24 protein-coding genes are annotated in these 24,278 nt (G+C 57.8%); 3 read left to right on the top strand and 21 right to left on the bottom strand.

Going from position 1 to position 24,278, the window contains the following annotated elements; genetic code table 11:
- Both QP908_RS11110 and QP908_RS11105 read left to right on the top strand, forming a co-directional pair.
- A partial coding sequence (locus tag QP908_RS11110) for an IS3 family transposase (protein ID WP_284772291.1) occupies positions 1-763 on the top strand: 763 nt, incomplete at its 5' end.
- Positions 764-842: 79 nt separating this feature from the next.
- Positions 843-2,093, top strand: a complete 1,251-nt coding sequence (locus QP908_RS11105; RefSeq protein WP_284772290.1) for a site-specific DNA-methyltransferase — start codon at positions 843-845, stop codon at positions 2,091-2,093.
- On the opposite strand, the gene QP908_RS11100 is transcribed toward QP908_RS11105, so the two are convergent.
- Genes QP908_RS11100 through QP908_RS11090 form a run of 3 tightly spaced genes read right to left on the bottom strand, consistent with a single transcriptional unit; the run spans position 2,090 to position 6,242 of the window.
- Positions 2,090-3,070 (bottom strand): CE1 family esterase, encoded by a 981-nt coding sequence (locus tag QP908_RS11100; protein ID WP_284772289.1) that lies wholly within the window; start codon positions 3,068-3,070, stop codon positions 2,090-2,092. The genes QP908_RS11105 and QP908_RS11100 overlap by 4 nt on opposite strands.
- Entirely contained in the window at positions 3,067-4,809 is a 1,743-nt protein-coding gene (locus tag QP908_RS11095) for an ABC transporter ATP-binding protein (protein WP_284772288.1), read from the bottom strand. Before QP908_RS11095 ends, QP908_RS11100 begins: the two co-directional genes overlap by 4 nt.
- On the bottom strand, positions 4,809-6,242 hold the full coding sequence (locus QP908_RS11090; protein WP_284772287.1) for an ABC transporter transmembrane domain-containing protein: 1,434 nt from the start codon (positions 6,240-6,242) through the stop codon (positions 4,809-4,811). Before QP908_RS11090 ends, QP908_RS11095 begins: the two co-directional genes overlap by 1 nt.
- Positions 6,243-6,279: 37 nt before the next feature.
- On the opposite strand from QP908_RS11090, the gene QP908_RS11085 reads away from it, so the two are divergent.
- Entirely contained in the window at positions 6,280-7,098 is an 819-nt protein-coding gene (locus QP908_RS11085; RefSeq protein WP_284770704.1) for a class I SAM-dependent methyltransferase, read from the top strand.
- Here the strand turns inward: QP908_RS11085 and QP908_RS11080 are convergent, their stop codons facing one another.
- The 18 genes from QP908_RS11080 to QP908_RS10995 form a co-directional block, all read right to left on the bottom strand.
- Entirely contained in the window at positions 7,099-8,484 is a 1,386-nt protein-coding gene (locus tag QP908_RS11080; RefSeq protein WP_284641759.1) for an anaerobic C4-dicarboxylate transporter, read from the bottom strand.
- Between the two features lie 279 nt (positions 8,485-8,763).
- Entirely contained in the window at positions 8,764-9,366 is a 603-nt protein-coding gene (locus QP908_RS11075; protein ID WP_284772286.1) for a GNAT family N-acetyltransferase, read from the bottom strand.
- 147 nt (positions 9,367-9,513) lie between these two features.
- Positions 9,514-11,097, bottom strand: coding sequence for a ribosome biogenesis GTPase Der (der, locus tag QP908_RS11070; protein ID WP_284772285.1), 1,584 nt, complete (start codon positions 11,095-11,097; stop codon positions 9,514-9,516).
- Positions 11,094-11,786, bottom strand: coding sequence for a (d)CMP kinase (gene cmk / locus QP908_RS11065; RefSeq protein WP_023022241.1), 693 nt, complete (start codon positions 11,784-11,786; stop codon positions 11,094-11,096). Before cmk ends, der begins: the two co-directional genes overlap by 4 nt.
- Complete coding sequence (locus QP908_RS11060; protein WP_284772284.1) at positions 11,786-12,697, bottom strand: pseudouridine synthase; 912 nt, start codon at positions 12,695-12,697, stop codon at positions 11,786-11,788. Before QP908_RS11060 ends, cmk begins: the two co-directional genes overlap by 1 nt.
- 55 nt (positions 12,698-12,752) lie before the next feature.
- Positions 12,753-13,307, bottom strand: coding sequence for an SMC-Scp complex subunit ScpB (gene scpB / locus QP908_RS11055; protein WP_284772283.1), 555 nt, complete (start codon positions 13,305-13,307; stop codon positions 12,753-12,755).
- A gap of 37 nt (positions 13,308-13,344) precedes the next feature.
- Positions 13,345-14,142, bottom strand: coding sequence for a segregation and condensation protein A (locus QP908_RS11050; RefSeq protein ID WP_284772292.1), 798 nt, complete (start codon positions 14,140-14,142; stop codon positions 13,345-13,347).
- A gap of 6 nt (positions 14,143-14,148) precedes the next feature.
- Positions 14,149-15,021 (bottom strand): ParA family protein, encoded by an 873-nt coding sequence (locus QP908_RS11045; RefSeq protein WP_023022236.1) that lies wholly within the window; start codon positions 15,019-15,021, stop codon positions 14,149-14,151.
- A 164-nt stretch (positions 15,022-15,185) separates the two neighbouring features.
- Positions 15,186-16,076 (bottom strand): site-specific tyrosine recombinase XerD, encoded by an 891-nt coding sequence (gene xerD, locus QP908_RS11040; RefSeq protein ID WP_284772282.1) that lies wholly within the window; start codon positions 16,074-16,076, stop codon positions 15,186-15,188.
- Complete coding sequence (locus QP908_RS11035) at positions 16,073-16,711, bottom strand: NUDIX domain-containing protein (RefSeq protein ID WP_284772281.1); 639 nt, start codon at positions 16,709-16,711, stop codon at positions 16,073-16,075. Before QP908_RS11035 ends, xerD begins: the two co-directional genes overlap by 4 nt.
- Before the next feature lie 2 nt (positions 16,712-16,713).
- Complete coding sequence (locus QP908_RS11030; RefSeq protein WP_284772280.1) at positions 16,714-17,622, bottom strand: copper transporter; 909 nt, start codon at positions 17,620-17,622, stop codon at positions 16,714-16,716.
- A gap of 14 nt (positions 17,623-17,636) precedes the next feature.
- A complete protein-coding gene (gene steA, locus QP908_RS11025) occupies positions 17,637-18,797 on the bottom strand; it encodes a putative cytokinetic ring protein SteA (protein WP_284772279.1) in 1,161 nt (386 codons plus the stop codon).
- A gap of 10 nt (positions 18,798-18,807) precedes the next feature.
- Complete coding sequence (gene recN / locus QP908_RS11020; RefSeq protein WP_284772278.1) at positions 18,808-20,478, bottom strand: DNA repair protein RecN; 1,671 nt, start codon at positions 20,476-20,478, stop codon at positions 18,808-18,810.
- Positions 20,478-21,359: an NAD kinase gene (locus QP908_RS11015; protein ID WP_284772277.1), complete on the bottom strand. Its 882-nt coding sequence runs from the start codon at positions 21,357-21,359 to the stop codon at positions 20,478-20,480. The genes recN and QP908_RS11015 overlap by 1 nt, the downstream gene beginning before the upstream one ends.
- Positions 21,359-22,165, bottom strand: a complete 807-nt coding sequence (locus QP908_RS11010; RefSeq protein ID WP_284772276.1) for a TlyA family RNA methyltransferase — start codon at positions 22,163-22,165, stop codon at positions 21,359-21,361. The genes QP908_RS11015 and QP908_RS11010 overlap by 1 nt, the downstream gene beginning before the upstream one ends.
- Positions 22,165-22,326, bottom strand: coding sequence for a hypothetical protein (locus tag QP908_RS11005; protein WP_284772275.1), 162 nt, complete (start codon positions 22,324-22,326; stop codon positions 22,165-22,167). Before QP908_RS11005 ends, QP908_RS11010 begins: the two co-directional genes overlap by 1 nt.
- Complete coding sequence (locus QP908_RS11000) at positions 22,317-23,300, bottom strand: HAD-IIA family hydrolase (RefSeq protein ID WP_284772274.1); 984 nt, start codon at positions 23,298-23,300, stop codon at positions 22,317-22,319. The genes QP908_RS11005 and QP908_RS11000 overlap by 10 nt, the downstream gene beginning before the upstream one ends.
- Entirely contained in the window at positions 23,300-24,121 is an 822-nt protein-coding gene (locus QP908_RS10995) for a tetratricopeptide repeat protein (protein ID WP_284772273.1), read from the bottom strand. Before QP908_RS10995 ends, QP908_RS11000 begins: the two co-directional genes overlap by 1 nt.
- Positions 24,122-24,278 lie beyond the last annotated feature (157 nt).

The raw sequence follows: 24,278 nt of genomic DNA, 5'->3' as shown, positions 1-24,278 counted from the left end.
CGACGCGGTGCTGGGAGCGAGGATCAAGGCCGTGTTCACGGCCGAGAACGGTTGTTACGGGGCGAAACGCGTGACGGCGGCCATCAATTCCGATCCAGCCAACGACGACCTTTTCAATCACAAGCGCACCGCCAGGTTGATGCGCCAGATGGGCCTGTTCGGCTACACCAAAAAACGCCGGGTGAAGACCACCGTGTCTGCGAAACGGGCTCCGAAGTTGCCCGACCTGCTGAAACGCCGGTTCACCGCGGAGAAACCGAACACCATCTACGTCGGCGATATCACGTACCTGCCGATCGCGGACGGGTCGAATATGTACCTGGCCACCGTCATCGACTGCTATTCGCGGCAGTTGACCGGTTTCGCGATCGCCGACCACATGCGCACGGAGTTGGTCGAAGAAGCTCTCACGATGGCCCACGGGGTCCGAGGCAACCTTGACGGGGCGATTTTCCACTCCGATCATGGCAGCGTCTATACCTCTGGGCAATACCGGAAGCTGTGTGAACGATTCGGTGTCACCCAGTCGATGGGAGCAATCGGGACGAGCGCGGACAACTCGTTGGCGGAGTCGTTCAACGCCACGCTGAAACGGGAAGTCCTCCAGGACGAGTCCGTTTTCCCAAGTCAGATCGTATGTCGTCGGGACGTGTTCCGGTGGTGCACGCACTACAACACCAAGCGCTTGCACTCGTGGTGCGGCTATCGCTCGCCGAACGCCTTCGAAGCCGCCGGATCAGCTACACTTACTATCGCATCTTGATTAAATCCCCGTGTCCACTTTCCGGGGTTCGGGCCCCGTTAATGAGACCAATGACCAGCTCGCACGGAAAAGGCAACAAATGACGCACACCAGCCCTGGTGCAGACTGCAACGCCCCGGAATTCTTTGGGTTGGTATGGCCTGGCAAGCAAGCCGCGCGCGCTGCGGCGGAGACTCCCCTAGCCGCCGAGTTTGAGCTCGATACTGCGTTAAGCAGCTCTACCACCTCACCCAATAGCATCCACGTGGCCGATAACTTGCCGGTTCTACAGCACTGGGTTTCCACGGGCGAGACCTTCGATGTCATCTACATCGACCCGCCGTATAACACCGGCCGGGACTTTGTCTATCGCGATAATTACCGCGCGCGGCGAGAGGTAAATTCCGGCAGCTATGCCCAATGGCACGCCGAGTGGCTGTCCATGATGTTGCCGCGGCTCATCCTGGCGCGCCGAATTCTGGCGGAGAACGGCTTTATATTCGTCTCCATCGGAGAGGACGAGGCTGCTAATACCCGCAAGGTTTTAGACGAGGTTTTTGGCGAGGGCTGCTATGCCGGGCAACTCATTTGGAAAAAGGCTGGCACCGGGAAAAACGATTCCAAGTATGCGGTGGTAGAACACGAATACATCCTCTGCTATGCCAAGAACCCGGATAACCCCGGATTCAATGTAGATGCTGAGGGCTATACGAGCACCAAATATAACCACGAGGATGAACGTGGCAAATACTCCTTGGTGCGCTTAGATTCTAAGACTCTGGGGTATCTGCCATCGCTTGATTTTCCCATTTCCTCTCCCGATGGCACGCAACACTGGCCTGACCAACCGGCTGGCCACAGCCAGGTAGCGCGTTGGCGCTGGGGCAAGGATATGGTGGCAAAGCGCTACGATGAGCTGGTCTTTCGGCGCGGTTTTGTCTACACCAAGAACTATCAAAAAGCAGGGGCGCGGCCGCGTTCCATCCTCGATGGGCAAAGGTTTGGCGTAACGCGCACCGGACGCCGCGACGCAGAGGACGTCATGGGCGTGGAGGGAATCTTTGATTTCCCCAAGCCAGTGCGCCTTATCAAGCATCTCATCGCCATTGGCGGCGGCGCCGATGCCCGGGTGCTCGATTTTTTCGGGGGATCAGGCACCACGGCGCAGGCGGTCATCGAACTCAACCGAGAAGATAAGGGTGAGCGCAGCTTTCACCTAGTGCAAATTCCAGAGCCCACTGCCCCGGACAGTGCGGCGCGCCGGGCAGGCTTTCTCAGCGTCGCGGATATTTGCGTCGAGCGCGTGCGATCCGTGCCTGGGTCCTCTTTCCGGGCCTACCGCGCGATCTAGGTTTCGCGAGTGCCGTCGGGCCTGCCGGGAATGCCGAAGAAGTCCAGGACGCGGTCAGTGGCGAAGAACTTTCCTACTTCATTATTTTTGTCTCCAAGACCACCCGGCCACACGTGGGAGCCGCCACCGATGCGGATATGCTCCAGCGGTGCGGTGCAGCCCCGCCAATGCATGTCGAGGGCATTATTGACCAAGCGGTTGGTGTCTACCTTCTCCGAGCATTTATTGCGCTTGCGGTCCTGCTCTAAGACAGATTCAACGGAGAAATACTTGGTCTTGTGCCGGGTTCCGCCGTAATAGCCCACGACGGGGTCATCGGTGCCGTGCATATCGAGGCGCCCTACGGGTTCATGGGCACAGTCTTTCAGGATATCTTCGTAATATGCTGCGGAAATGGTGGCGACCGAGTGGAAGGTGCCGGGCATCTGACAAGCCAGGTAGGCAGCAAAACCGCCGCCGTTGGACATGCCGGTGGCAAAAAGCCGCGAATCATCCACGTTATAGGTCGCGCGGAGGGAATCGACGATATCGAGCACGAATTTCTTGTCCTCGCTCCCGCTGGTTTCCGCATATGGCGCGGGGCTCCACGCTTTTTCCTTTCCTGCAGGAAATACGGTAATAGCTTGTGCCGCATCGAGGCGGGAATAGTCGCGCAAGTTTTCCGCGGACTGCCCCCACCCGTGAAAAGCCATCACGACAGGCCACTCTTTTTGGGCCGTATAATTTTCCGGCACGCTGAGAATAAATGAACGACCGGACGGCAGGTTAATCGTCGTATAGGAACCGGGTTCTGGGCCACTGAGCGGCGCAGAGGTAGGAATCCCGAGCTGCGAGGCAGCCGAACCGTGCGATCGCGTGCTTTCGCTGCGTGCCGCCGAGCCCGATTCTTCCTCATTATTTGCGCATGACACGACCAAAGCCGCCACGCAGCACAAGACTGCGGTGCTCAACGTCGCGCGCACCGGCCTCCGCCTCATGATTTTCGTCCCTTCTGCCAAGCGGCCCATAACTGTTTATAACGGCCCCCATAATTTAGCAGCTCTGCATGGCTACCCTGTTCTACTACCCGGCCATTATCCATGACCACGATGGCATCGGCACGCGAGGCCTGATCCAGTCGGTGAGCGACCACCAAGGCGGTCCGCCCCTCCATCACAGTCTCTGCGGCGTCCTCTAAGGATTCAGCGCCCACCGAGCCTGCTTCTGCCGTGGCTTCGTCCAAGATGATGATGCGCGGATCCAGCAGCACGATTCGGGCAAGCGCCAATTGCTGCGCTGCCACGGGGTCTAGCGGCATGCCTTGCGCGCCCACGATGGTATCGAGGCCCGCCTCCAGATCGAAGAACCAGTCAGCCTGCACTTGGCGCAGCGCCTGCACCATTTCAGCATCGGTAGCCTGTGGCGCCGCCAGCGCAAGATCCTCGCGCAGGCTCCCAGAAAAGACGTGCACCTCCTGGGAGACAAGGGCGAGGCGCTGGATACGCTCGGCATCGGAAAGCAGCGCAACCTCGACGCCATCGACAAGCACTGTGCCCTTATCCGGGACGCGCAAGCCCGCGAGCAACGCTGCCACTGTGGACTTCCCCGCCCCAGACGCCCCGACGAGGGCAACCGTTTCGCCCGGCTTAATCTTTAGGTTGAGTCCCTCAACGGCCCAAGAGTTATCGCCATAGCGGAAGGAAATATCCCGCATGTCCACGCTGCCATCGCCCCTCGGTGCACCGCTATCCGGTACCGGCGCGGGTGGATCGATAACCACGCCAACGATGCGCGCCAACGAGGCATACCCAGATTGCACCGTATCTAGCACGCGCATCAGCCCCATCAGTGGCCCGCGCAGTCGTATAAGCAGCAACATCGCCGCGGTGACCGCCCCAACAGTAAGCGCATTGGTCTGCACCACCCAGAAGCTTACTGCCAAACCGCTGGCCAATAAGACCAGTTCAATGCCGGTGAGGTGAGCTTGGAGCACCATCATCGTCCGGCGCGCGTTATATCCCTCTTCCACCACGCGCGTTGAAGCCGCGCCGATCCGATCGTGCATCGTATGTTCCATGCGGAACGCGCGCACCGTGTCCCTGCCGTGGATTGCCTCCAAAAGCCGGCGGGCGCGGTCCGCCATAGCGGCGCGCTCAGCGGCATACCTGCTTGGGGCACGCCGCAAGTAATACCGGCCGGCTAAGAAATACAGCGGGGTCACGGCAACAATCACCAAGAGGTATTGCCAGTCCACCGTAAGCAGTGCCACTCCCGTCGAGGCAATGGCAAAAATGGATTTCGCCAACACGGGGACCGTCTCCGTGACCGCAGCGGAAAGCTCCGCCACGTCATCGGTAGAACGCGATACCAAGTCCCCGGTTCCGGCATCCTCGACGCGGTGTGTGGGAAGGCCGAGTGCCGTAGAGACCATATCCTCGCGCAGGGACGCAATAACGCGCTCGGTCAGCTGAGAAAGGACATAGAATCCCGCCGCCGACAATGCGGCAGATACGGCGGCGACCCCGATGAGCAGGACTCCGAGGAGGGCAATGCTGGTGCCTGTCGTCACGGCATCGACGATCTTGCCGAGCAGGATCGCAATGCTGACATTGGCCGCTGCCCCGGCGATCAAGAACACCACGGCAATAACGGCGCGCCGGCGCGCGTGCGGGATGGCCGAGAGCTGCTGCGCCACGACCTTTCTCACCTGTGGCCAAGTGGCGGTGGGAAAACGCATTAGGACTCCACCCCCACTGCATGCCAGGCGGGAGCCGACGTATAGACGATGGTCGGTTTATCTTTCCGGTAGTCCGCAACGCGGTGGGCTACCTCTTGCTCGGTCACGGAATCGACCGCCGTGGTGGGATCAGAAAGAATCAGCACCTCTGGATCCGCGGCAATAGCGCGGGCAAGGGCGACTCGTTGCTGCTGTCCGCCGGACAGGTTGTTTCCGCGCTCACCCACGGCGCGGTCAAGCCCACCGGGAATATCCGCGCCCGCAGCCACCTCTAGGGCCCGTGCGGCCGTATCCGCATCCAGATGAATATTGTCTTGCACGGTCCCGTCAAACAGCATTACCTCGTGCGGCACGACGATGAATTTCTCCCGGGGCAGCTCCCGCAGTTCCTCCGGAGCATGCCCATCAATGGCGGTCACCCCTGGCCGCAGCGCTGGCACCTGTGGTGCAGAGTCTCCGGGCAGCCCTGGAGCTCCCAGCAGGCCTACTATTCGCTGCGCACTCGCCTGCGCCGCGGCCCACCGGGAAGCGATATTTCTGCCCAGCATGGTCATCGGGGTAATGATGAATTGGGTAAGGCCAATGATCATAATAAGCTCACCAATGCTCATCTGCCCGTCCAGCGCCAGGTAGCCGGCGGCAACGGCGACGGCGATGACATAGATCGAGCCCAACGCCTCGGTAGAAGCATTCAGCCCTGCCTGCGCCGCATTGGCTTCAACGGTTCGCTCGTAGGCGGCATCGGAATCACCCGCATAACGCTTACGCACGGTACCTATCGCACCGATCCCCTTAATAATGCGCAGACCATGGACAATATCCGTCGCCGTCGCACTGGCGCGGCCCAATGCTGCTTGCCGGATGCCAGAACGCTTGCGCAACGGACCAGCCGAGCGCAGCGATCCCCACACCACGATGGGACCGCCGCATAGAATCGCCACTCCTAGCGGGAGATTCACCCGGCTGGTCATCACCGCAACATAAATGATGGACGTAATCTCTGCCACCGGAAAAACCGTCATCATCACGGCATTTTGTACGCGGGTTGCATCGGTAGAGGCAATAGCCAATAACTCGCCTGGCGTGCGTTTCGGACCGCCCATCCCCTTGGGATCCATAATCCGATCCGTAATGGCCATGCGCACGTCGTGGCCGATAACGAGCATGCTGCGCGCATTGAGCCCACGGCCATACCACCCGGTGACGGCATTAACCGCGAAGGCCAGGACCAGGAGTGCAAGCCACCACCACAGTCGCTCGATCGATCCTTCCACCACCGCTTCATCGATGGCATAGCCCACGATGACCGGTGTGGTGCCGTTGAGCACGAAGGAGATAGCCATGCACACAGCGGCGGGGATTGTCATCCCAGGCCTAGAGAAGACGGTTTTCAGCAACCACCGCGGATCTGATGGTTCTGGAAGTGTTGCCATAACAAGCCATTCTAATTCCCGGTAGGTTAGATAGCCTATGTCGACTCGCCACCCCAACCCCCAACACTTCCCCAGCTACCGCAATCCCTCTGCGAAGCAGAAACCTACCTTTGGCACCGATCCCCAGCGCACCCAGGCAGCGCGCGCCTTTCACCACGGGGCGCACACCTATCAGGACGTCCGCCCCCATTACCCGGCCGAGGTTGCTGCACTCATCGCCGGCGCCCACCGCGTTGCCGATATCGGCGCCGGCACCGGCAAGCTCACTGAGTCCCTCACCAACCCCAACGTGCTTGCGGTCGAGCCATCGGCAGATATGGCCCGCGTGCTCCAACACCGCTTGGACATTCCCATCATCCGCGCCACGGCCGAGCACACCGCGCTTGCCGATGCCTCCCTCAACGCCGCCTGCCTCGCCCAAACCTGGCACTGGGTCGACGTTGCCGCCGCCTCCGCCGAGCTGGACCGCATCCTCGCGCCGGGCGGGCGCGTCCTTTTAGTGTGGAATACCCTCGATGTACACGCGGATCCCTGGATCCTTCGGTTAAGCCGCATCATGCACTCCGGCGACGTGCATAAGCCCGGCTTTTATCCGGAGTACAAGTCACCCTGGACCTTAGAGCGCGAACTCCGGCTGAGCTGGACTCACGAGCTCACCCCAGAACAGCTCCACCAACTCATGCACACCCGTTCCTACTGGCTCAGAAATAGCGAGGCCATCCACGAGCGCATGACCCACAACCTGAACTGGTACCTCTACGAGCACATGAGCTTTTCGGCCGGGCAAAAACTGCACATCCCGTACCGCACGGATGCATTCGTGCTGGTACGGGAGGAGTCTATCTCGAGGGACTGATTACAGGAGAACCTGGGCCAAGAGGGAGCCGACCACACAGGAGGTAAATACGGAGATCGCTCCGGGGATGAGGAACGAGTGGTTGATGACGTATTTGCCAATTCGCGTCGTACCCGTGCGATCGAAGCCAATGCAGGCCAAGTCAGAAGGATAGGTTGGCAAGATGAAGTAACCATAAGCTGCGCCGTAGAAACCAACAATGACAGCCGGGTCAATGCCCAATTGCAAGCCAATAGGGGCAATTGCTACCAGTGCAGCAGCCTGCGAATTGACCAACTTGGACACAACCACCAACACGACGGCGTACGTCCATGGGGCCGCCTCGACGACAGAACCCAAGTTCGTTTCCAGGGCATCGATATGAGATTGGAAGAACGTATCTGCCATCCACGCAACACCGAAGACCGAAAATACAGCGGTCATGCCGGCCTTGAATACTGGAGTAGACGCAATCTTTTTGGTATCCACTTTGCAGCTAAGAAGGATGATGGCGCCGGCGACGAGCATGACCATCTGGATCACTAGATTCATCGATACCGGGCTCAGCTCGCCATCATCACCAGGAACCAGCGGGCGCAGGAACTCGAAAGCGCCGAGGAGGACCACGCAGGCAATAGCGACAAGGAAAACGACTACTGAACGCTTAGCCTCGCGGGAAAATTCCTTACCGATGAGCGAATCGGCGCTCTCATTGATGCTGGCGGCAAACTCTGGGTCTTTCATCCGTTCTTGGAAAGCCGGATCCTTGTCCAGGTCCTTGCCGCGACGCAGCGACCATAACGCGGCGAGAAGAACACCGCACAAGGACGCGGGTAGCGCCACCGTAAGAATCTGCGGAATCGAATAAGCCTTGTCGATAGCTCCAGCATTTTCCGCAAGGATCGACGCAAGAGAAACGGTAGCCACAGACACCGGTGAAGCGGTAATACCCATCTGCGCCGAGGTCGAGGCCACTGCCATCGGACGCTCAGGACGGATTCCCTTTTTGAGCGCGATGTCTTCAATGATCGGAAACATGGTGTAGACCACGTGGCCAGTGCCGCACAGTACGGTGAGGAACCAAGTAGTCAGTGGTGCCAAAATTGTGATGCGCTCTGGATGAGCACGCAAGAACTTCTCCGCATGCTGCATCATCACTTCCAAACCTTGTGCTTGTTGCAGTGTGGCTGCACAGCCGATAACGGCAATGATCGTCAGCATGACCGACACAGGGGGCTCGCCCGGTGCCAATCCAAACACGAAGACCATCAGCATCAAGCCGATGCCAGAAATTAATCCGAGGCCGATCCCGCCATAGCGGGTGCCCAAAAGCAAAGCACTTAAAATGATTATGACTTGAAGCACGATAGCCAGGACTGAATCCGGGGCAATCACATTCGCTAACATGTCATGCCTTTCAAACAGAAAGTAAATGGTTGACAAGTTTTATCCTATCGGCGCCATAGTGCTCTCACCGAAGTAAAAAGGAGAGCGAAGTGTCACACCATTGTTGGTGACACTTTTGCTCTCCTAAGTGGTAAAATACCGGGTTAACCGGCGAAATTATGTAGTTTTGAGGCGTCCTGATGCCTCTTCAATGAGCTCCGGCTTTGCTGGCGAGACAAGCTCAACTACACCTCACGTGCCAACCCCGAAAGCTGTTGCGCACTATTAGTTGTCGATTCCTCAGGCCTTGTCCTTCTCAGACTTCAGGTCAATCTTATAGTGCAAGTGATTTTTCACTGCGGGCCACTCATGCCGCAGCACGCTATACACGCAGGTATCTCTGACTATCCCGTTATCTAGTATCTGGTGGCCGCGAAGGATTCCATCAAGATGTGCCCCTAGGGATTCCAACGCGCGGCGGCTTTCACGGTTAAAGGAGTTGGTAGTGAAGAACACGGATAAGCAATCAAGCTGCTCAAATGCGTGGCCCATGAGGGTCAGTTTGCAATCTGCATTAACCGCAGTATTCTGCGCGGATTGCCTGTACCAAGTGTATCCGATTTGTGCGCGCCTGTTATCTGGTTCTAAGGCCTGATAACCAGTCATTCCTACCGTATTGCCAGCAGAATCGAACACCGTAAAAAGCTGCGACCCGTGGGAGTCATACCAAGAAATGCGTTCTTCCACGGCTTTTTCCATCTCACTCGGTGATGGAACCTTGGTGTACCACCGCTTCCATAATTCCCCGTCCTGTACGGCCTCAGCTAGTCCAGAGGTATGGTCTACGCTTAACGCCTTGAGAGTGATATGTTGCCCGCGCAAGATCTCGATTTTCTGTGACACCGTATTTACCTTCTTGCTTTCTGGGCCTAAGCCAATGATCTAATGTCTTTCAAGCTTAGCTGCCAATGACACCGAGCGTAATGAGGTAGATAAAAACGAGCGAAGCCCCACATGTGTGAGTGCTTCGCTCGTATTCGCAGTGAACTCTTATTTCCGCTTTTTGCCTCGGCGTTCGCGCACGCGCACGGCGATGCGGATGGGAGTGCCGTGGAAACCAAAACGCTCGCGGAATTTGCGCTCAAGGTAGCGCCGGTAGGATGCGTCGAGGAACCCAGTGGTAAATAAAACAATCGTCGGCGGCTGGGTCGATGCCTGCGTAGCAAAGAGCACGCGCGGCAAACGATTATTCTTCATCGGCGGCGGGTTGGCAGCGATGGCCTCCCGCATCCAGTTGTTGAGCTGACCGGTAGACACGCGTTGATCCCAGCTTTCTAGGGCCTCAATCATGGCAGGCTCCAGCTTTTGCAGGGCGCGACCGGTCTCAGCAGAAATATTGACGCGGGTGACCCACGGCAAGTGTCGCAGCTGCTCGTCAATCTCACGATCGAGGTAATAGCGGCGGTCCTCATCCATCAGATCCCACTTATTGAACGCGATGACCAAGGCCTTGCCGGATTCCAGCACCATATTGAGCACGCGCTGGTCCTGCTCGGAGATCTCCTCGGAGGCATCGATAAGCATGATGCATACCTCGGCAGCATCGATCACGCCGCGGGTGCGCAAGGAAGCATAGTATTCGTGGCCCTGCGCATTCTTGACCTTCTTGCGCAGGCCCGCGGTATCAATAAACTTCCACAACTGCTCATCCAGCTGCACCAGCGAGTCCACGGGATCCACGGTGGTGCCGGCGACATTATCTACCACCGAGCGCTCCTCGCTGGTGAGTTTATTGAGCAGCGAGGACTTGCCCACATTCGGCCTGCCGACGAGCGCGACGCGGCGAGGTCCCGACGTAATCGAGGTCTCGCGCGGTTCTTCGGGGAAGCTGCGCAGGATCTCATCCAGCACGTCCGCGCCACCGCGCCCGTGCTGCGCAGAAACCGGCCACGGATCCCCGAGGCCCAAGGCGTAAAACTGCGCCATATCCGCATACTGGTTATCGGAATCGAATTTATTCGATACCACGATCACCGGAACCGGGGACTTTTGCAGTCGGCGCGCCATGACCTCATCGGTTTCGGTAATGCCCACCTTGGTGTCTACCACCATCACGATGACATCGGCGGTATCCATCGCCATTTCTGCCTGGCGGGCGATATCGGCGTGCATGCCTTTAACGTTGGGATCCCAGCCGCCGGTATCCTGCACGATAAAGCGCTGTCCATTCCAGTCCGCCACATAGGAGACGCGGTCACGGGTCACGCCAGGGTGATCTTCTACAACGGCCTCGCGGCGGCCGAGGAAGCGATTAACCAACGATGACTTGCCCACATTCGGCCGGCCCACAATAGCGACGGTGCACAGGGCTTCTTCAGTGGCATCGGCAAAGCCCAGCGATTGTGAGAGCTGCTCCCACTCGTCCTCACTGAGAGGCTGCTCTAGGTCTTCCTCATCCCCGTAATCGGCCTCGCCGAACTCTGACTCATCAAAGTCGTAATCAAATTCTTCAGCATCGAAATCGTCCGTAGCCCACCCCGGCGAGGTCTCTACCGTTTCCTCGTCGAACTTACCCGCAGGGTAATGGAACTGCGTGACTTCTTCCTCTGGGGACTCAAAATCTTTATTGCTCATGAGCGGGACTCCTTAACCACGTTGATAAGAGCCTGCACGACGTCCTCCGGGCTCATGTCAGAGGTATCGACAATAGTGGCATCGTCGGCTGGGCGAAGCGGCGAGGTGGCGCGGGAAGAATCCGCGGCGTCGCGGCGCTGCACATCTGCCAGTACCGATTCAAAATCGGAGGCGATGCCGGCCTTTTCGTTTTGACCGTGTCGGCGCTGCGCGCGAACTTCCGCCGAGGCCGTCATGAATGCCTTGGCGGGGGCATCGGCAAGCACCACGGTGCCGATATCGCGGCCCTCTACGATGGCGCGGTGGGCGCGTTGCGCCAGCGTGCGCTGCAATGCCACCAAGTTCTCGCGCACCTCTGGGATGGCAGATACTGCGGAGACGTTCTGGGTGACCTCGTCTTCCCTGATGACGCGGGAGACATCGGCGCCATCGAAAAGCACCTGCGTGGAATCCGGATCATCGGAAACCTCCAAGGGCAGATTCGCCGTCGCGGAAATCACCGCTTCCTTGTCCGCGGGATCCACGCCTTGGCGCAATACCGCCAGGGTTGCCACCCGGTACATGGCGCCGGTATCGATGTATTTTGCGTCCAACTGCTTGGCTAGGGCCCGGCAGGTCGTGGACTTCCCCGTTCCGGAAGGGCCATCGACCGCGAGGATCAGGCCTTCATCAGGCATATTCGAAATCATTACATCCCCACCGCCTTGTACAAGCTCGTCAACTCGTTGGAATTTAGCGCGCGCAGCCCGCCGGGCTTCATATCGCCCAATTGGACCGTGTGCAGCTTGGTGCGCACCAGGCGCTGTACGGGGTAGCCGGCTTCCTTCAGCAGGCGGCGCACGATGTGCTTGCGGCCTTCGTGCAGCTCGACTCGGACCAAAGAGAACCCCTGGTTCTTGTCCACTACCTGCACAAAATCGGCCTTGGCTAGGCCATCTTCTAGCTCGATGCCCTCTTTGAGCTGGCGCACCAACTTATTATCGGCCTCGCCCAATACCGTGGCCAGGTAGGTTTTCTTCACCTCATACTTGGGGTGCATCAGGCGGTTGGCCAATTCCCCATCGTTGGTGAGGATGAGCAGGCCTTCCGTATCCGCATCCAAGCGGCCAACGTGGAATAGGCGCTGGCCCGAGGCAACCTTTTCAGAAACCACGTCACCCACGCAGGGGCGGCCGAGATCATCTGACATCGTGGACTGCATTCCGCGGGGTTTATTGAGGATGAAATATTCTTGGTCCTCGTTGACGTTGACGCGAACGCCATCAACGCGGATGACGTCCACGGCTGGGTTGACCTTCACGCCCTGCTTGAGGATGACATTGCCGTTTACTTCAACGCGGCCGGCATCAATGAGGATTTCCGCGTGGCGGCGCGATGCGACGCCCGCCTTGGCCAAGACCTTTTGCAGGCGCTCGCCCTTGGGCTTATCGTCATCGACCAGCCAGTCAGCGCCCAAATCGCGCGCTACCGATGCAGCGGTGGCCTTCTGCTTTTTCTTGGAAACGTGTTGATTACGAGCCGGTTTGGCATTAGAGACAACGATATCGCTGTCTCGCTGCTTCTTATCCGGTGTGCCGTCACGGCGAGCGGGAGGAGTCACTTAAGTGTCCTTTTCTCTCGAAGATATGAAATTACCTGCGTGAGTCTACCCCACCTCAGTACTCTTCGTCGATTGCATCGACATCTGGGAGAAGCGGTGCCAAATCAGGAAGGCGTTCCAGCGAGTCTATACCTAGCAGTTCGAGGAAAAGCTCGGTGGTTTCATACCGGTGCGACGCTCCTTCAAACTCGTCCTGCGGGAGCTCGCGGATGAGCCCTCGCAGGTTAAGGGTGCGCATTACGCCGTCCACGTTGACACCGCGGACCGCAGAGACCTGCTGGCGTGTGACCGGTTGGCGATAGGCCACGACGGCTAGCGTTTCCAAGGCCGCGCGCGAGAGCTTCGTTTGCGCCCCATCCAATAAAAACTCCTCCACCGCGCTGGCGTTTTCCTGGCGGGTATAAAACCGCCAACCCTCAGGGGTCTCGCGCAGCTCAATTCCAGAGCCGCGGTTGTCGAATTCGCGTTGAATGGTCCGCAGGCAGTCACTAATGACCGCCGGTTCCACGTTAAGCGCCCGCGCCAAGGACTCTACGGATGCCGGCGAATCAAGCACCAGCAAGACCGACTCGAGCCGAGACCGCAATTGCGAAATGAGCGGAAGATCCATGCCCCTTAGATTACAACCACCGACGGCGGTGCTAGCACTAGTCCCAATTTGCTGCGGCAACGACGGCTGGATCTACGTCCAAGCCGGTCCAGGAAAGGTCCAGCTGGCCCAACGCCTCCTCCTGCTGGGCATCAACCGCCTTGGCCTTAAACAGTTCCAAGAGCGCTAGGAACCTACCGACGATATGCATGGTTGTGGTGCAATCCCGGGTAAGCGAGGAAAAGCTTGTCCACTGCCCAGCGCCCATAAGCTTGAGCGTTTTGAGGATCTTTCCAGCCTGTTCGGGCACGGAGACGGCGACGCCATGAATATGGCCCGTGGCAACTTCTTCCGGCGGCTTGGGGCGAAAGACACCCGCCGCCATTTCCGCAAAGCTCGCCGGAGTGTGCCCCAAGGTGACGGGAGGCAAAAGCTCAGCAAATTGCTCCTCAATGCTCACCGCTCGCGGATAACTGCGCTGCGCCTCCCGCTGCCACCGGGCAAATTGATCCGCCGCCTGCTTATAGGCCTTGTACTGCAACAGGCGAGCAAAGAGCAGGTCGCGCGATTCCAGGAGCTCCAGGTCCTCTAGATCATCAACCTCTCCCCGCGGCAATAGGCGCGCGGCCTTCAGGTCCAATAGAGTTGCCGCCACGACCAAGAAGTCCGTCGTCTCATCCAGATCCGCGTTTTCGCCCAATTGGCGGGTGTAGCCAACAAATTCATCGGTCACCTCAGACAAGGCCACATCCGTGATATCCATCTTCTTGGCCTGGATGAGCTGCAAAAGCAGATCGAATGGCCCCTCGAAATTCCGCAAGGCAATGCGGAACCCAGTAATCTCTGGCTGCGTCACGGTCACTTAGACGGTCGAGCGCTCTATGACTTCCTTCGCCAGGTCGCGGTATTGCTGCGCGGCCTGCGAATTGGGCGCCCACGAGGTGATGGGCTCGCCGGCCACGGAGGTTTCTGGGAAGCGCACGGTACGGGTAATGACGGTATCGAATACTTGATCCCCAAAGTATTCCACCACGCGGGACATTACCTCTCGGGCATGCTTGGTGCGCCGATCAAACATGGTGACCAGAATGCCCATGACTTCCAGATCGAAGTTGATGCGGTCAGAGACCTTTTCCACCGTGTCCGTGAGCAAGGCAAGCCCGCGTAGCGAGAAGAACTCGCATTCCATGGGGATGATGACGCCCTGGGAACAAGCTAGGGCGTTGACCGTAAGCAGACCCAAGGAAGGCTGGCAGTCAATGATGATGAAGTCATAATCCCGGCGCACCGGACGCAGGGCGCGCGCCAAGGTATGCTCGCGGCCTACTTCATTGACCATCTGAATCTCTGCTGCGGAAAGGTCAATATTCGCCGGAACCAGATCCATGCCGGACACGCTGGTGTGGTGAATGGCGGAGTGGATAGAGGTATGGCTATCCAGCATTACGTCATAAATCGAGTCCTCGATGTCGTCATGGTTTAATCCCAGCCCAGCCGAAAGGGCGCCTTGCGGGTCCAAATCAACCAGTAGGACCTTGCGTCCATACTCTGCGAGGCAGGCCCCCATATTGATGGTGGACGTGGTCTTGCCCACGCCGCCCTTTTGGTTACACATCGAGATGATGGTGGCGGGCCCATGTTTTTCCAAGGGGGCGGGTTCCGGCAGCTCGCGGACAGGGCGGCCAGTTAGCCCCGTCTCTACATCAGAGGCTGAAAAGAGACCCTCTTCGCTCACAGTCAAACCTTCTTCCTTGACGCCAAGTCATGGACCATGACATTTGGCATAGGGTTGCTTACAACGTTGTAACTATAGCGTACCCGCTCCCCTTTATGACTACCGAGACTTTGCAAATATCAAGCCTCTAACTTTGACTTAAGTACCTGCCGGACGAGTGGAAGCTACGCCCGAGGATGCGCTGTCCGCCACACCTCCCGCAAGGAATCAGCAGTGACGTGCGTATAGATCTGCGTCGTAGTTACTGAGGAATGCCCTAAAAGCTCCTGCACGGTGCGCACATCGGCACCGCCTTCGAGCAAATGTGTAGCGAAGGAATGGCGCAGCGTGTGCGGGGAAATGGATTTATCCAACTGGCTGCGCTGCGCCGCGGTTTTAATAACGGACCACGCGCTTTGCCGCGAGAGCGCCCCGCCGCGGGTATTCAAAAACAGCGCGGCGGTCTTGCCCTTTCCCAGCACGGGCCGAGCGCGCACTAGGTAGGCGTCGATAGCCTGCCTGGCATGCGAGCCCAGGGGTACAAGCCGCTCCTTATCGCCCTTGCCATGCAGGACTAGGACGTCATCGGCAGTAGCTACGTCATCGACGTTCAGCGAAATGACCTCAGAAATGCGCGCGCCAGTGCCATAAAGCACTTCTAGAAGCGCTCTATCGCGAAGGTCAACCGGCGTTTCCGTAGGCGTCGATTCGATGAGCCGTGACACCTCATCCACGCTCAAGGTTTCCGGCAAGTGTTGCCCCGTGGAAGGTGGGCTTACCTCGACGGCAACATCGCTATCGACCTCGCCTTCCGCAACGGCGAATTTATGCAACCCGCGCGCAACAATGAGGGCACGGTTGGCAGAAGATACCGCCATATTTTCACGCAGATCCTTTAAATAGGCCTCCACCATAGGTCGAGTTACCTGCCGTAGATCCTGGACCCCATTTACTGCCAGCCAATCCACATACCTGCGAATATCCCGCCGGTAATTGCTCAGGGTATTTGCTGAAACGCCGCGTTCGACGGCGAGGTGATTCAACCAGGTCTGAGCGATGTCCTCTGCAGCAGTCACTGCTTTTTCAGATCCGGTCCGCTGCGTCGAGCAGCCATATGGGTTGGGCGCAAATCGAACGGCGCATCCACCGAACGCGTCGGCTTTCCACCAATGACCGTGGCATATGCGGATAAAATACCCGCGCACGCAACGGAATTAACTATCTCACCGCCCAGCACCTTGTCAACTGCCTTATCTAAATCAACCCAGGCAAAATCCATATCGGCTTCTTCATCGCCGGTATCGTGCAGCGCCGGTACCTCGCTAAGGTCGCGAGCAAGGAAAATCCGCACGGCTTCCTCACAAAACCCCGGTGAGGTCACCATATCCGTGAGAACTTCCCAATCCTTCGCGGCAAGGCCCGCTTCCTCCTGCAACTCGCGCTGCGCGCCGGAAAGCTCATCCTCGCCCTTTACATCAAGCAATCCTGCCGGCAGTTCCCACAGCCGCTTGCCGACGCTATGCCGGTACTGATGCACCATCGCGATGCGCCGATCCTCATCCAAGGCCACTACCGCGACGGCGCCCAAGTGCTCGATGATCTCCCTATCCGCGGTGTTCCCTCCCGGCATGGACAAGGTATCGCGGCGTACGGCCACGATAGGGGCATCGAAAATTAACTCTGAATCCAAGACCTGAAAATCGTGGGCCACTGTTATTTCTCCTCTTCAGGTAGGGCGGAATCCGCGCTTTCTGCTGAACCGTAGTCTCCCCTGCCCCCATTAAGCTGTTCTTCGGCAGCGGAAATCACGGCAATGCGCTCTACCGCACGCTCAATACCATCTACGGTAGAAAGATTCACGTCCTTGGTGCGCAACTGCTCTATTGTCTTATCATCTTGGGTCTGCTTGCTCCGTGCGCTAAGCACCACGCTGCCATTGACCTCATCCAAAGCGGTGGCTAACTCAGCCAAGGTGTCCGAATAGTATCCGCGCACCCCACTGCCGGAAACAATGATGATGGACTGGGCGGGAAGGATGGTCCCGTCCTTATAATCAATAAAATCCTCATCACGCAGGGCACGCAGCAGCTCAGATCGTTCCTTTACGCTTGCGATTGGCTCCGTGCTTTCTGGATCCATGGATAAGGCCGCCCCCAAAACCTCGCCGCCGTAGCTTCCCACGGTTTTATCGAGTCCCTTAAGATCTGCCTTTTTCGGGGCCTTATCTTTAAGGATTTTTACGATATCGTCTTTGCTTTCCCCCCGCAGGAAGTCTTTACTTAGCTTGATTTCTCCTGCAGTGGTGGCCCCGGAGGCTTCTAAGAGTTTCGTGATTTCAGAAAGTTCATTGCTACTTGCATCATCGGTGGAAATAACCAGCACTGGCCGCTGCGATAATGTACCGGAGACCAAATCTGGGGCTACATCACTGACGATGTCATCACTCGCCTCGTTTTGATTCTGCAAGATCTTATTTTCTTGCACCACCTTGCGGTGTTCTGCACGGATCGGGTCATCGTCGGCCACGCTGGTGGTCAGGTTGGGCGCGATCACCAAGGCACCAAGGGCCACTCCAACCGCCGCCCCAAGTCCGAGGCCCGTAATTAGTTGCGCTTTCGCCATATTTTTACCCCCGCTTAGAATAGGCTCGACCACGTCTGGCTTAAATTACTCAAGAAATCCTGGCTCCCGCCGAAGCCCACGATCAAGATGATCGCTGCAATCGCCACCAAAATGCTCAAAAGGGCCCATAGCCAACCAAGGTGCGAGGACGGAGCGGAATACAGGTTGATTACTGCCTCAGCATCGACCACCTTGGTTCCGGCCTTCAGCCGAGACAGTACAGCAGACGGAGCCACGCGGTTGGCAAAAACATCATCGAGGTCAAAACCACCACCTGCCTGCACGATAAGGCCCGCACCGTGGTAATCCGCAAAGAGCAGCGCTAAATCCGTGGCCGATTCCGAAGCCGCCGGAAACGTCATGGCTCCGATGCCCAATTCTTGGATGCGGTCAATGCTCTCCACGCTGCCTTCTGGATCCGCGGGCACCACAATGCGCGCACCGCAACGCAGCGACTCATCGCTTACCTTGGCAGGATCGCCAATGATAAAGTCAGGCTTATATCCCTGCTCCAGCAAAGAATCCGCGGCTTCATCAACCGCAATGAGCAGCGGCTCATACTCCCGAATGAAATTCCGCAATTCTTTTAGCTGGGAGCGGTGGTCTTCGGTAGGAGATAAAACGATGACCTTCCGGCCAGCAATCTCGGCACCGGATGCGGGGACCCCGAGGCCATCGATAAGCAAGGGGCCCTCAGAGTTAATGAAGTCGATGGAGCTCGCGAAATAGGACTCCATGTGGTCAATGAGTGCGCTTTGTGCCGCCTTGAAGTTCTTGTCTGCGCGCTCCCTGGAAACCTTCTGCCCCGTCCCGATTACTTTATCCGCGACGTAGACCTTTCCATCGTCCCCAATATGTGCCTTCTTGCCATCCTTAAACTCGGAGATAAATTCCTCGCCGAGGCCTTCGAGGAGGTCAATATCGGCATCGAGAAGCATGTGCGGGCCGCAATTAGGAATGGAGCCAGTAGAAAACCTGGCGACGTTGACCACCGCGGAGGGCTGTAATTCCACAAGCGTTTGTGCCTCGGGGCGAGAAATATTCGCCGCTTCAATAACGGCGATGTCACCTGCAGAAAACTTCTTAAGACCTTTCGCTCCCGGGGTGCAATCGCGCAATGCAGCATGCTCACCAGGATGATCGGGGGTACGGGAAAACAGAGCCATGGGCTCCATTGTTCCTTGCTTAGTCCGCCAGCTGGGTAAGGCGCGCGGAAGCTTCTTTTTGTGCGCGATCAAAAAGCTCTTGGGCATGCGCGCGCCCCGTCTCCGTGTCATCCAAACCAGCCAGCATGCGCGCCAATTCCTCCACGCGCTCCTGCTCCGTTAGCTCGGCTACCCCCGAGGTAAATTTGTCCTTCGAGACATGCAAATGCGCATCCGCATACGCAGCTACCTGCGGCAGGTGCGTCACGACGATAACCTGATTATGCGCAGCTAGCCGCGCTAGCCGACGCCCAATTTCTACCGCCGCACGCCCGCCCACGCCGGCATCGACCTCATCGAAGACCAATGTCGCACCGTCCTCGCTGGCGAGCACGACCTCAAGGGCAAGCATGACGCGAGACAACTCGCCACCGGAGGCCGCGGTGGCCAACGGCTTCCCATTGAGCTGCAACTCCGCGGCATCGGCGCCCGTCTTGGAATACTTAGCCGCGGACAGTTCAACCGACAATGTGGAATTGGGCATGGCCAATCCATGCAGCTCTTCAGTCACCAGTTTGCCCAGCGTCTCCGCTGCTTTTCGGCGGCCCTTCGTAAGCTCCGCCGCCTTCTGCATCATCTCCTGCTCGGCCTCTTTGACCTGCGCCTTCAGCTCCTCGAGGACTTCCGTCGAGGTATCCATCGACTGCAATTTGGACTCCGCCTCATCGCGCCATGCCAAAACGCCGTCGATATCGCTGGCGTATTTGCGGGTCAAGGCTCGGAGATCCTGTTGGCGTTGCAGTGACTTCTCCAGCAGATTCGGATCTGCCGGCAGCCCCGCGAGGTATCCACCGAGCTCGGCCGAAATATCGCCTAGCTGCGAGGTGATTTCAGATATGCGCTCGCCCAAATCCGCCAGCTCTTTATCCGAGGATCCCACCAACGCTGATCCCGCGCGCCCTAGCAGCGAAGAAGCAGCCTCATCAAGCTCTTCCGTTCCATCGATCGCCGCCAAGGCAGTGTGTGCGGATTCGCGCAGCCCGTCGACGTCTTGCAAGCGCTGCACCAACTGCACTAGCTCCGCGTCTTCCCCTGGCTCGGGTGCCACACCGTTGATTTCCTCTAGCGCATATTGCAGGCGGTCAGCTTCCTGGGCAAGCTCCCTACGAGACTCGGTGCGCCGACGATAGTCCTTGGCCAGGCTGCGCCACTTTTTAAAGGCCTCAGCATAGTCTTCCCGAACGCCAGCCAGTTGCGGGTCTGCACGGTCCACGGCCGCGAGTTGCTCCTCTGGGGCCAAGAGGCGCAATTGGTCATTCTGACCATGCACGGTAATTATCTCCCGCGCGAAATCTCCCAACGTGGCGGCCGGTACGGCTCGCCCTCCCAAATACGCCCGCGATCGCCCCGCAGCCGAAACCGTGCGCGAGACAATAAATTCACCATTTTCATCTGGCTCACCGCCCACCGAGTCCACCAGCTGGCTGATGCTCTCCTTCGCGGAACTAAAATGGCCCTCCACGGCCGCTTTTTTAGCGCCATCGCGCACCCGAGAGGCATCGGCACGCCCGCCGGCCAACAATCGAAGCCCCGTAACCACCATGGTTTTGCCAGCGCCGGTCTCACCGGTCAATACGGTCAGGCCCTCCGATAATTCCGCAGAGCTATGGCGAATGACTCCTAAATCATTGATAGAAATATCGACAAGCACTATTTCTCCTTCGGTCCACGCCAGCCTTCCACAGGCAGCCGCAGCTTAGAGACCAATCGATCCGTAAAGGGCTGATCATCCAACCGCACCCAGCGTACGGGGCGCTTACCGCGCACCACCTCAACGCGGGCGCCCGGCGGCATAATAAGTTCCCTGCACCCATCCAAAATAACCACGGCCGGTGTGGTTTGCATGGTTGATTCCACCGCCACCAAAGAGTTGGGAGAAACTACTAAAGGTTTAGTAAAGAGTGCATGGGCATTATTCGGCACGACCAAGATTGCATCTAGCGATGGCCACAGCACTGGGCCGCCGGCAGAAAATGCATACGCCGTAGATCCCGTAGGAGTCGAAATCAGCACGCCGTCACAACCGAACGACGAGACCGGGCGCCGGTCGATCTCCAAAATCGCATCCAACACGCCCGACCTGTTCTGGTTTTCTACCGAGGCCTCATTCAAAGCCCAACTGCTAGCCAGATGGTGACCGTTAGCATCCGAAATAGAGACATCCACCGTCAGCCTGTCCTCCACCCGGTAGCTCTTCTCTATTACGCGAGCCACGGCACGGTCTAATGACTCCACTTCCCATTCCGCGAGGAAGCCTACGTGCCCTAGATTCACTCCGAGGACCGGAATATCAACCGCGCGTGCCATATCAGCCGCGCGCAGGAAGGTGCCGTCACCGCCGAGAACAAGAACCAATTCACATCCTTCCGCCGCAGCATCAGAATGCGGCACGTGCTGTAGCCCTGGCAGGACGGTTTCGTCCGCACAAACGCGAACCGTTATCCCTGCCTCCTGCAATAACTCGGCTGCACGGGAGGTAGCCTGCAGGTTCTCTGCGCGATTGGCATGTGGAACCAACAATATCTCTCGCATTACTGCGGACCTTCTTCAACAGCAGTATCAATCATCTGTTTCATTGTAGCCACGTCCGTGGACATACCGTCCTTTTTCAGCCACAGGAAATATTCCACATTTCCACTCGGACCCGGCAACGGTGAAGCCACAACACCGTGCAGACTAAGGCCTAAAGACACGGCAAATTCAGCAACGTCCTGCGTGACCTCTTTGCGCATCTCCGGAGAACGAACCACCCCGCCGCTGCCGATGCGCTCTTTGCCCACCTCAAACTGCGGCTTGACCATCGGCAGCAGCCACGCTCCGTCCTTCATGCACTCCACAATTGCTGGCAGCACCAGTTTTAGGGAAATGAAAGATAAATCCCCGACCATGCCATCGCACAGGCCATTGATCATCTCCGGATTAATAGTGCGGATATTGGTCCTATCCAAAACCGTCACGCGGTCGTCATTTTGCAGGCGCCACATTAATTGCCCATACCCGACGTCAACGGATAGCACCTCACGCGCACCAGACGCCAAGCACACATCTGTAAATCCTCCTGTCGATGCCCCTGCATCTAAGATGCGGCCAGCCATGTCGACGTCGAATGTGGCTAGTGCGCCCAAAAGCTTATGCGCGCCGCGAGACGCCCACTTGTCTTCCTCAGACTCTTCGACCTTGATGGAGACTTCAGGATCCACGACAGTTGCAGGCTTTTCTGCCTTAAACCCGCCGACCGTCACACGGCCAGACTTGATCATCTCGCGGGCTTGCTCACGAGATCGCGCAATTTTTCGGCGCACAAGTTCTGCATCCAGCCTGCGGCGTTGTGGTGGCATTAGTTCTCCTGCAATGCATTCCGCAATACGGAATGCGCCCTGTCCAGTTGATCGACTTCTTCTGCAAGTGATGGCGCATCTTCGCCGAGAATTGTCGATATCTCCGAATCTACTTCCTCAGGCTCTTTCACAGCCCGAAAATCGTGCGGCTTTACCGCCATTTCGACACAACCTTTTCCGCAAACTCACTACGCGGCTGAATATACCGAGGTGGTGCCGGCATCGACCACGCCACTTCTAAGACCGTCCGCAGCGCTTGCACCGAGGTAGAGGATTCATTTCCACCCTGCAAAAGAACGTCATACCCATCGCATCGCGCGGTAAAGTCCCCCTGCGGTCCCGGTCGCACCTGCGAAATAGGCAATGAAAGCTCGTGCATGCCCGCACCAATGAAGTTAGGCCGTGCCTCCACCGGGGCTTCGATAAGCTCCAGCTCGCCCGATACTCCGGTCAAGACATGAAAGGTATTCATCGCTGCGGCGTTACCCCCAACGATATCGGTATCTATACGGTCGCCCACTGCCAAAGGCTTTTTTGACCCCACCTTTTTGGCCGCAAGGAAAAACATTGCGGGCTCAGGCTTACCCGCAGAAACGGGCTCTACTCCCGTCGCTTTCTGGATGGCAGCGACTAGGGAGCCATTGCCAACGCCTAGCCCCCTCTCAATTGGAAGGGAAGTGTCCAGGTTTGAGGCGAAAAACTTCGCTCCTGCCCGGATAGCCAGCGCACCTTCCGTTAGCTGTTCCCACCCAACGGACTTATCAAACCCTTGTAGGACGGCAGCCGGTTTCTCATCGGCACTCGAGACCACGGAAAAACCCATGTCTTTAGCCAAATCACGGAAAGAATCCGCGCCAATAATTAATACCTTCGCACCCGACGGAATTTCCTCGGCAGCCAATTGCAATACCGCTTGGGCGGAGGTGACGATGTCACCTGAATCAGCCGTCAAGCCGATATCCGTCAGCATCGTCGCAACGGCTTCAGGGCTGCGCGACGCATTATTTGTGACATATACTGCGGGAACGCCGCAGGTATTAATAACGTCTACGACGTTGCTGAGCGGACGGCCGCCTTCCCAGACGGTTCCATCCAAGTCCAACAATAAGGCGTCATGTTTGCTTAAAACACTCATTACTTACATTCCGCCAATCGGTCAGCGGCATCGGTCCAATCGCCCTCCTCAATGGCGATGGTGTGCTCGAACCACTCGCGGGCTTCGTCCTTGCGGCCCGCGGCGAGCAGCGCATTTGCATAGGCATACGACAACCTACAAGCGCTTACTCCACGATCGCTGCGATCTGGTTGTGCCCGCTGAATGGTAACCACCGCTGATTCAGGTTGATCGAGGTCAAGGCGAGCACCCGCCAGCACAATCGCTAATTCAATAGCGGATTCTTTGTCTAGTTCCTTCGCCTCCTCGCTGCGCCCCAGCTCTAATGCCTTTTCCGACCGACCCAACCCACGTTCACAATCAGCCATGACCGCGAGCATTCCAGGACCGCCAGAAATACGACGCGCAGCACGCAGCTCAGCCAGTGCCTCTTTCCACTCGCCGGCGCGGTATGCAGCGATACCGTTAACTTCCCGTGCGATAGCCACACGTCCTGCACGATCCTTAGCCGCACGGGCATGCCGCAGCGCCAGTTTAGGATCATCGTCCATCCAGGTCGCCGCCATGATCATGTGCTTGGCGACGGTCTCCGAGTTCTCTTTAGAGAGAGACTTCAAGTCTTGGAGCACCAATGGGTCCAAGTCATTGATATCAACCTCTTCAGGGATGTCCGGATCGGTCATACGACGGTTGATTCGCTCTTCCCGATACCCAGAGCGCTGTGGAGAGAAAGACTTCTTCTTTCCCCCACCGCGAGAATCGCGGTCCCCCGAGTTGCGTGGATTTCGACCCCGACGGTCTTGTCCGCGGCCATTACGGCCGTGCTGGTTGCGCTCCGACATTCAGTCCTACCCTTTCTTGGTTGGAACTCGCACAGAAATACCGCACCCATTCTACAGTGCTAAACGACATTCAAAGAATCTCTGAGGTTACCCTCGTTTAGTGGACACCCGATTAGTGCGGATCTTGTGTCCGTAGGAGAGGATGTTCATTGTGAGT

Source organism: Corynebacterium sp. MSK204, assembly GCF_030229885.1.
In the GTDB taxonomy this organism is placed as follows: Bacteria; Actinomycetota; Actinomycetes; order Mycobacteriales; family Mycobacteriaceae; genus Corynebacterium.
Note: the sequence above shows the minus strand (reverse complement) of the source record. Positions and strands in the feature narration are given on the sequence as shown.

Excerpts from the sequence above, each read along its gene's own strand:
- QP908_RS11080 (WP_284641759.1), bottom strand. The coding sequence starts at position 8,484 with ATGTTAGCGAATGTGATTGCCCCGGATTCAGTCCTGGCTATCGTGCTT.
- QP908_RS11010 (WP_284772276.1), bottom strand. The coding sequence starts at position 22,165 with ATGCCACCACAACGCCGCAGGCTGGATGCAGAACTTGTGCGCCGAAAA.
- QP908_RS11000 (WP_284772274.1), bottom strand. The coding sequence starts at position 23,300 with ATGAGTGTTTTAAGCAAACATGACGCCTTATTGTTGGACTTGGATGGA.
- QP908_RS11005 (WP_284772275.1), bottom strand. The coding sequence starts at position 22,326 with ATGGCGGTAAAGCCGCACGATTTTCGGGCTGTGAAAGAGCCTGAGGAA.
- QP908_RS11095 (WP_284772288.1), bottom strand. The coding sequence starts at position 4,809 with ATGCGTTTTCCCACCGCCACTTGGCCACAGGTGAGAAAGGTCGTGGCG.
- QP908_RS10995 (WP_284772273.1), bottom strand. The coding sequence starts at position 24,121 with ATGTCGGAGCGCAACCAGCACGGCCGTAATGGCCGCGGACAAGACCGT.
- QP908_RS11090 (WP_284772287.1), bottom strand. The coding sequence starts at position 6,242 with ATGGCAACACTTCCAGAACCATCAGATCCGCGGTGGTTGCTGAAAACC.
- scpB (WP_284772283.1), bottom strand. The coding sequence starts at position 13,307 with ATGGATCTTCCGCTCATTTCGCAATTGCGGTCTCGGCTCGAGTCGGTC.
- QP908_RS11105 (WP_284772290.1), top strand. The coding sequence starts at position 843 with ATGACGCACACCAGCCCTGGTGCAGACTGCAACGCCCCGGAATTCTTT.
- QP908_RS11085 (WP_284770704.1), top strand. The coding sequence starts at position 6,280 with ATGTCGACTCGCCACCCCAACCCCCAACACTTCCCCAGCTACCGCAAT.
- cmk (WP_023022241.1), bottom strand. The coding sequence starts at position 11,786 with ATGATTTCGAATATGCCTGATGAAGGCCTGATCCTCGCGGTCGATGGC.
- QP908_RS11015 (WP_284772277.1), bottom strand. The coding sequence starts at position 21,359 with ATGCGAGAGATATTGTTGGTTCCACATGCCAATCGCGCAGAGAACCTG.
- steA (WP_284772279.1), bottom strand. The coding sequence starts at position 18,797 with ATGGAGCCCATGGCTCTGTTTTCCCGTACCCCCGATCATCCTGGTGAG.
- QP908_RS11100 (WP_284772289.1), bottom strand. The coding sequence starts at position 3,070 with ATGAGGCGGAGGCCGGTGCGCGCGACGTTGAGCACCGCAGTCTTGTGC.
- der (WP_284772285.1), bottom strand. The coding sequence starts at position 11,097 with ATGAGCAATAAAGATTTTGAGTCCCCAGAGGAAGAAGTCACGCAGTTC.
- QP908_RS11030 (WP_284772280.1), bottom strand. The coding sequence starts at position 17,622 with ATGGCGAAAGCGCAACTAATTACGGGCCTCGGACTTGGGGCGGCGGTT.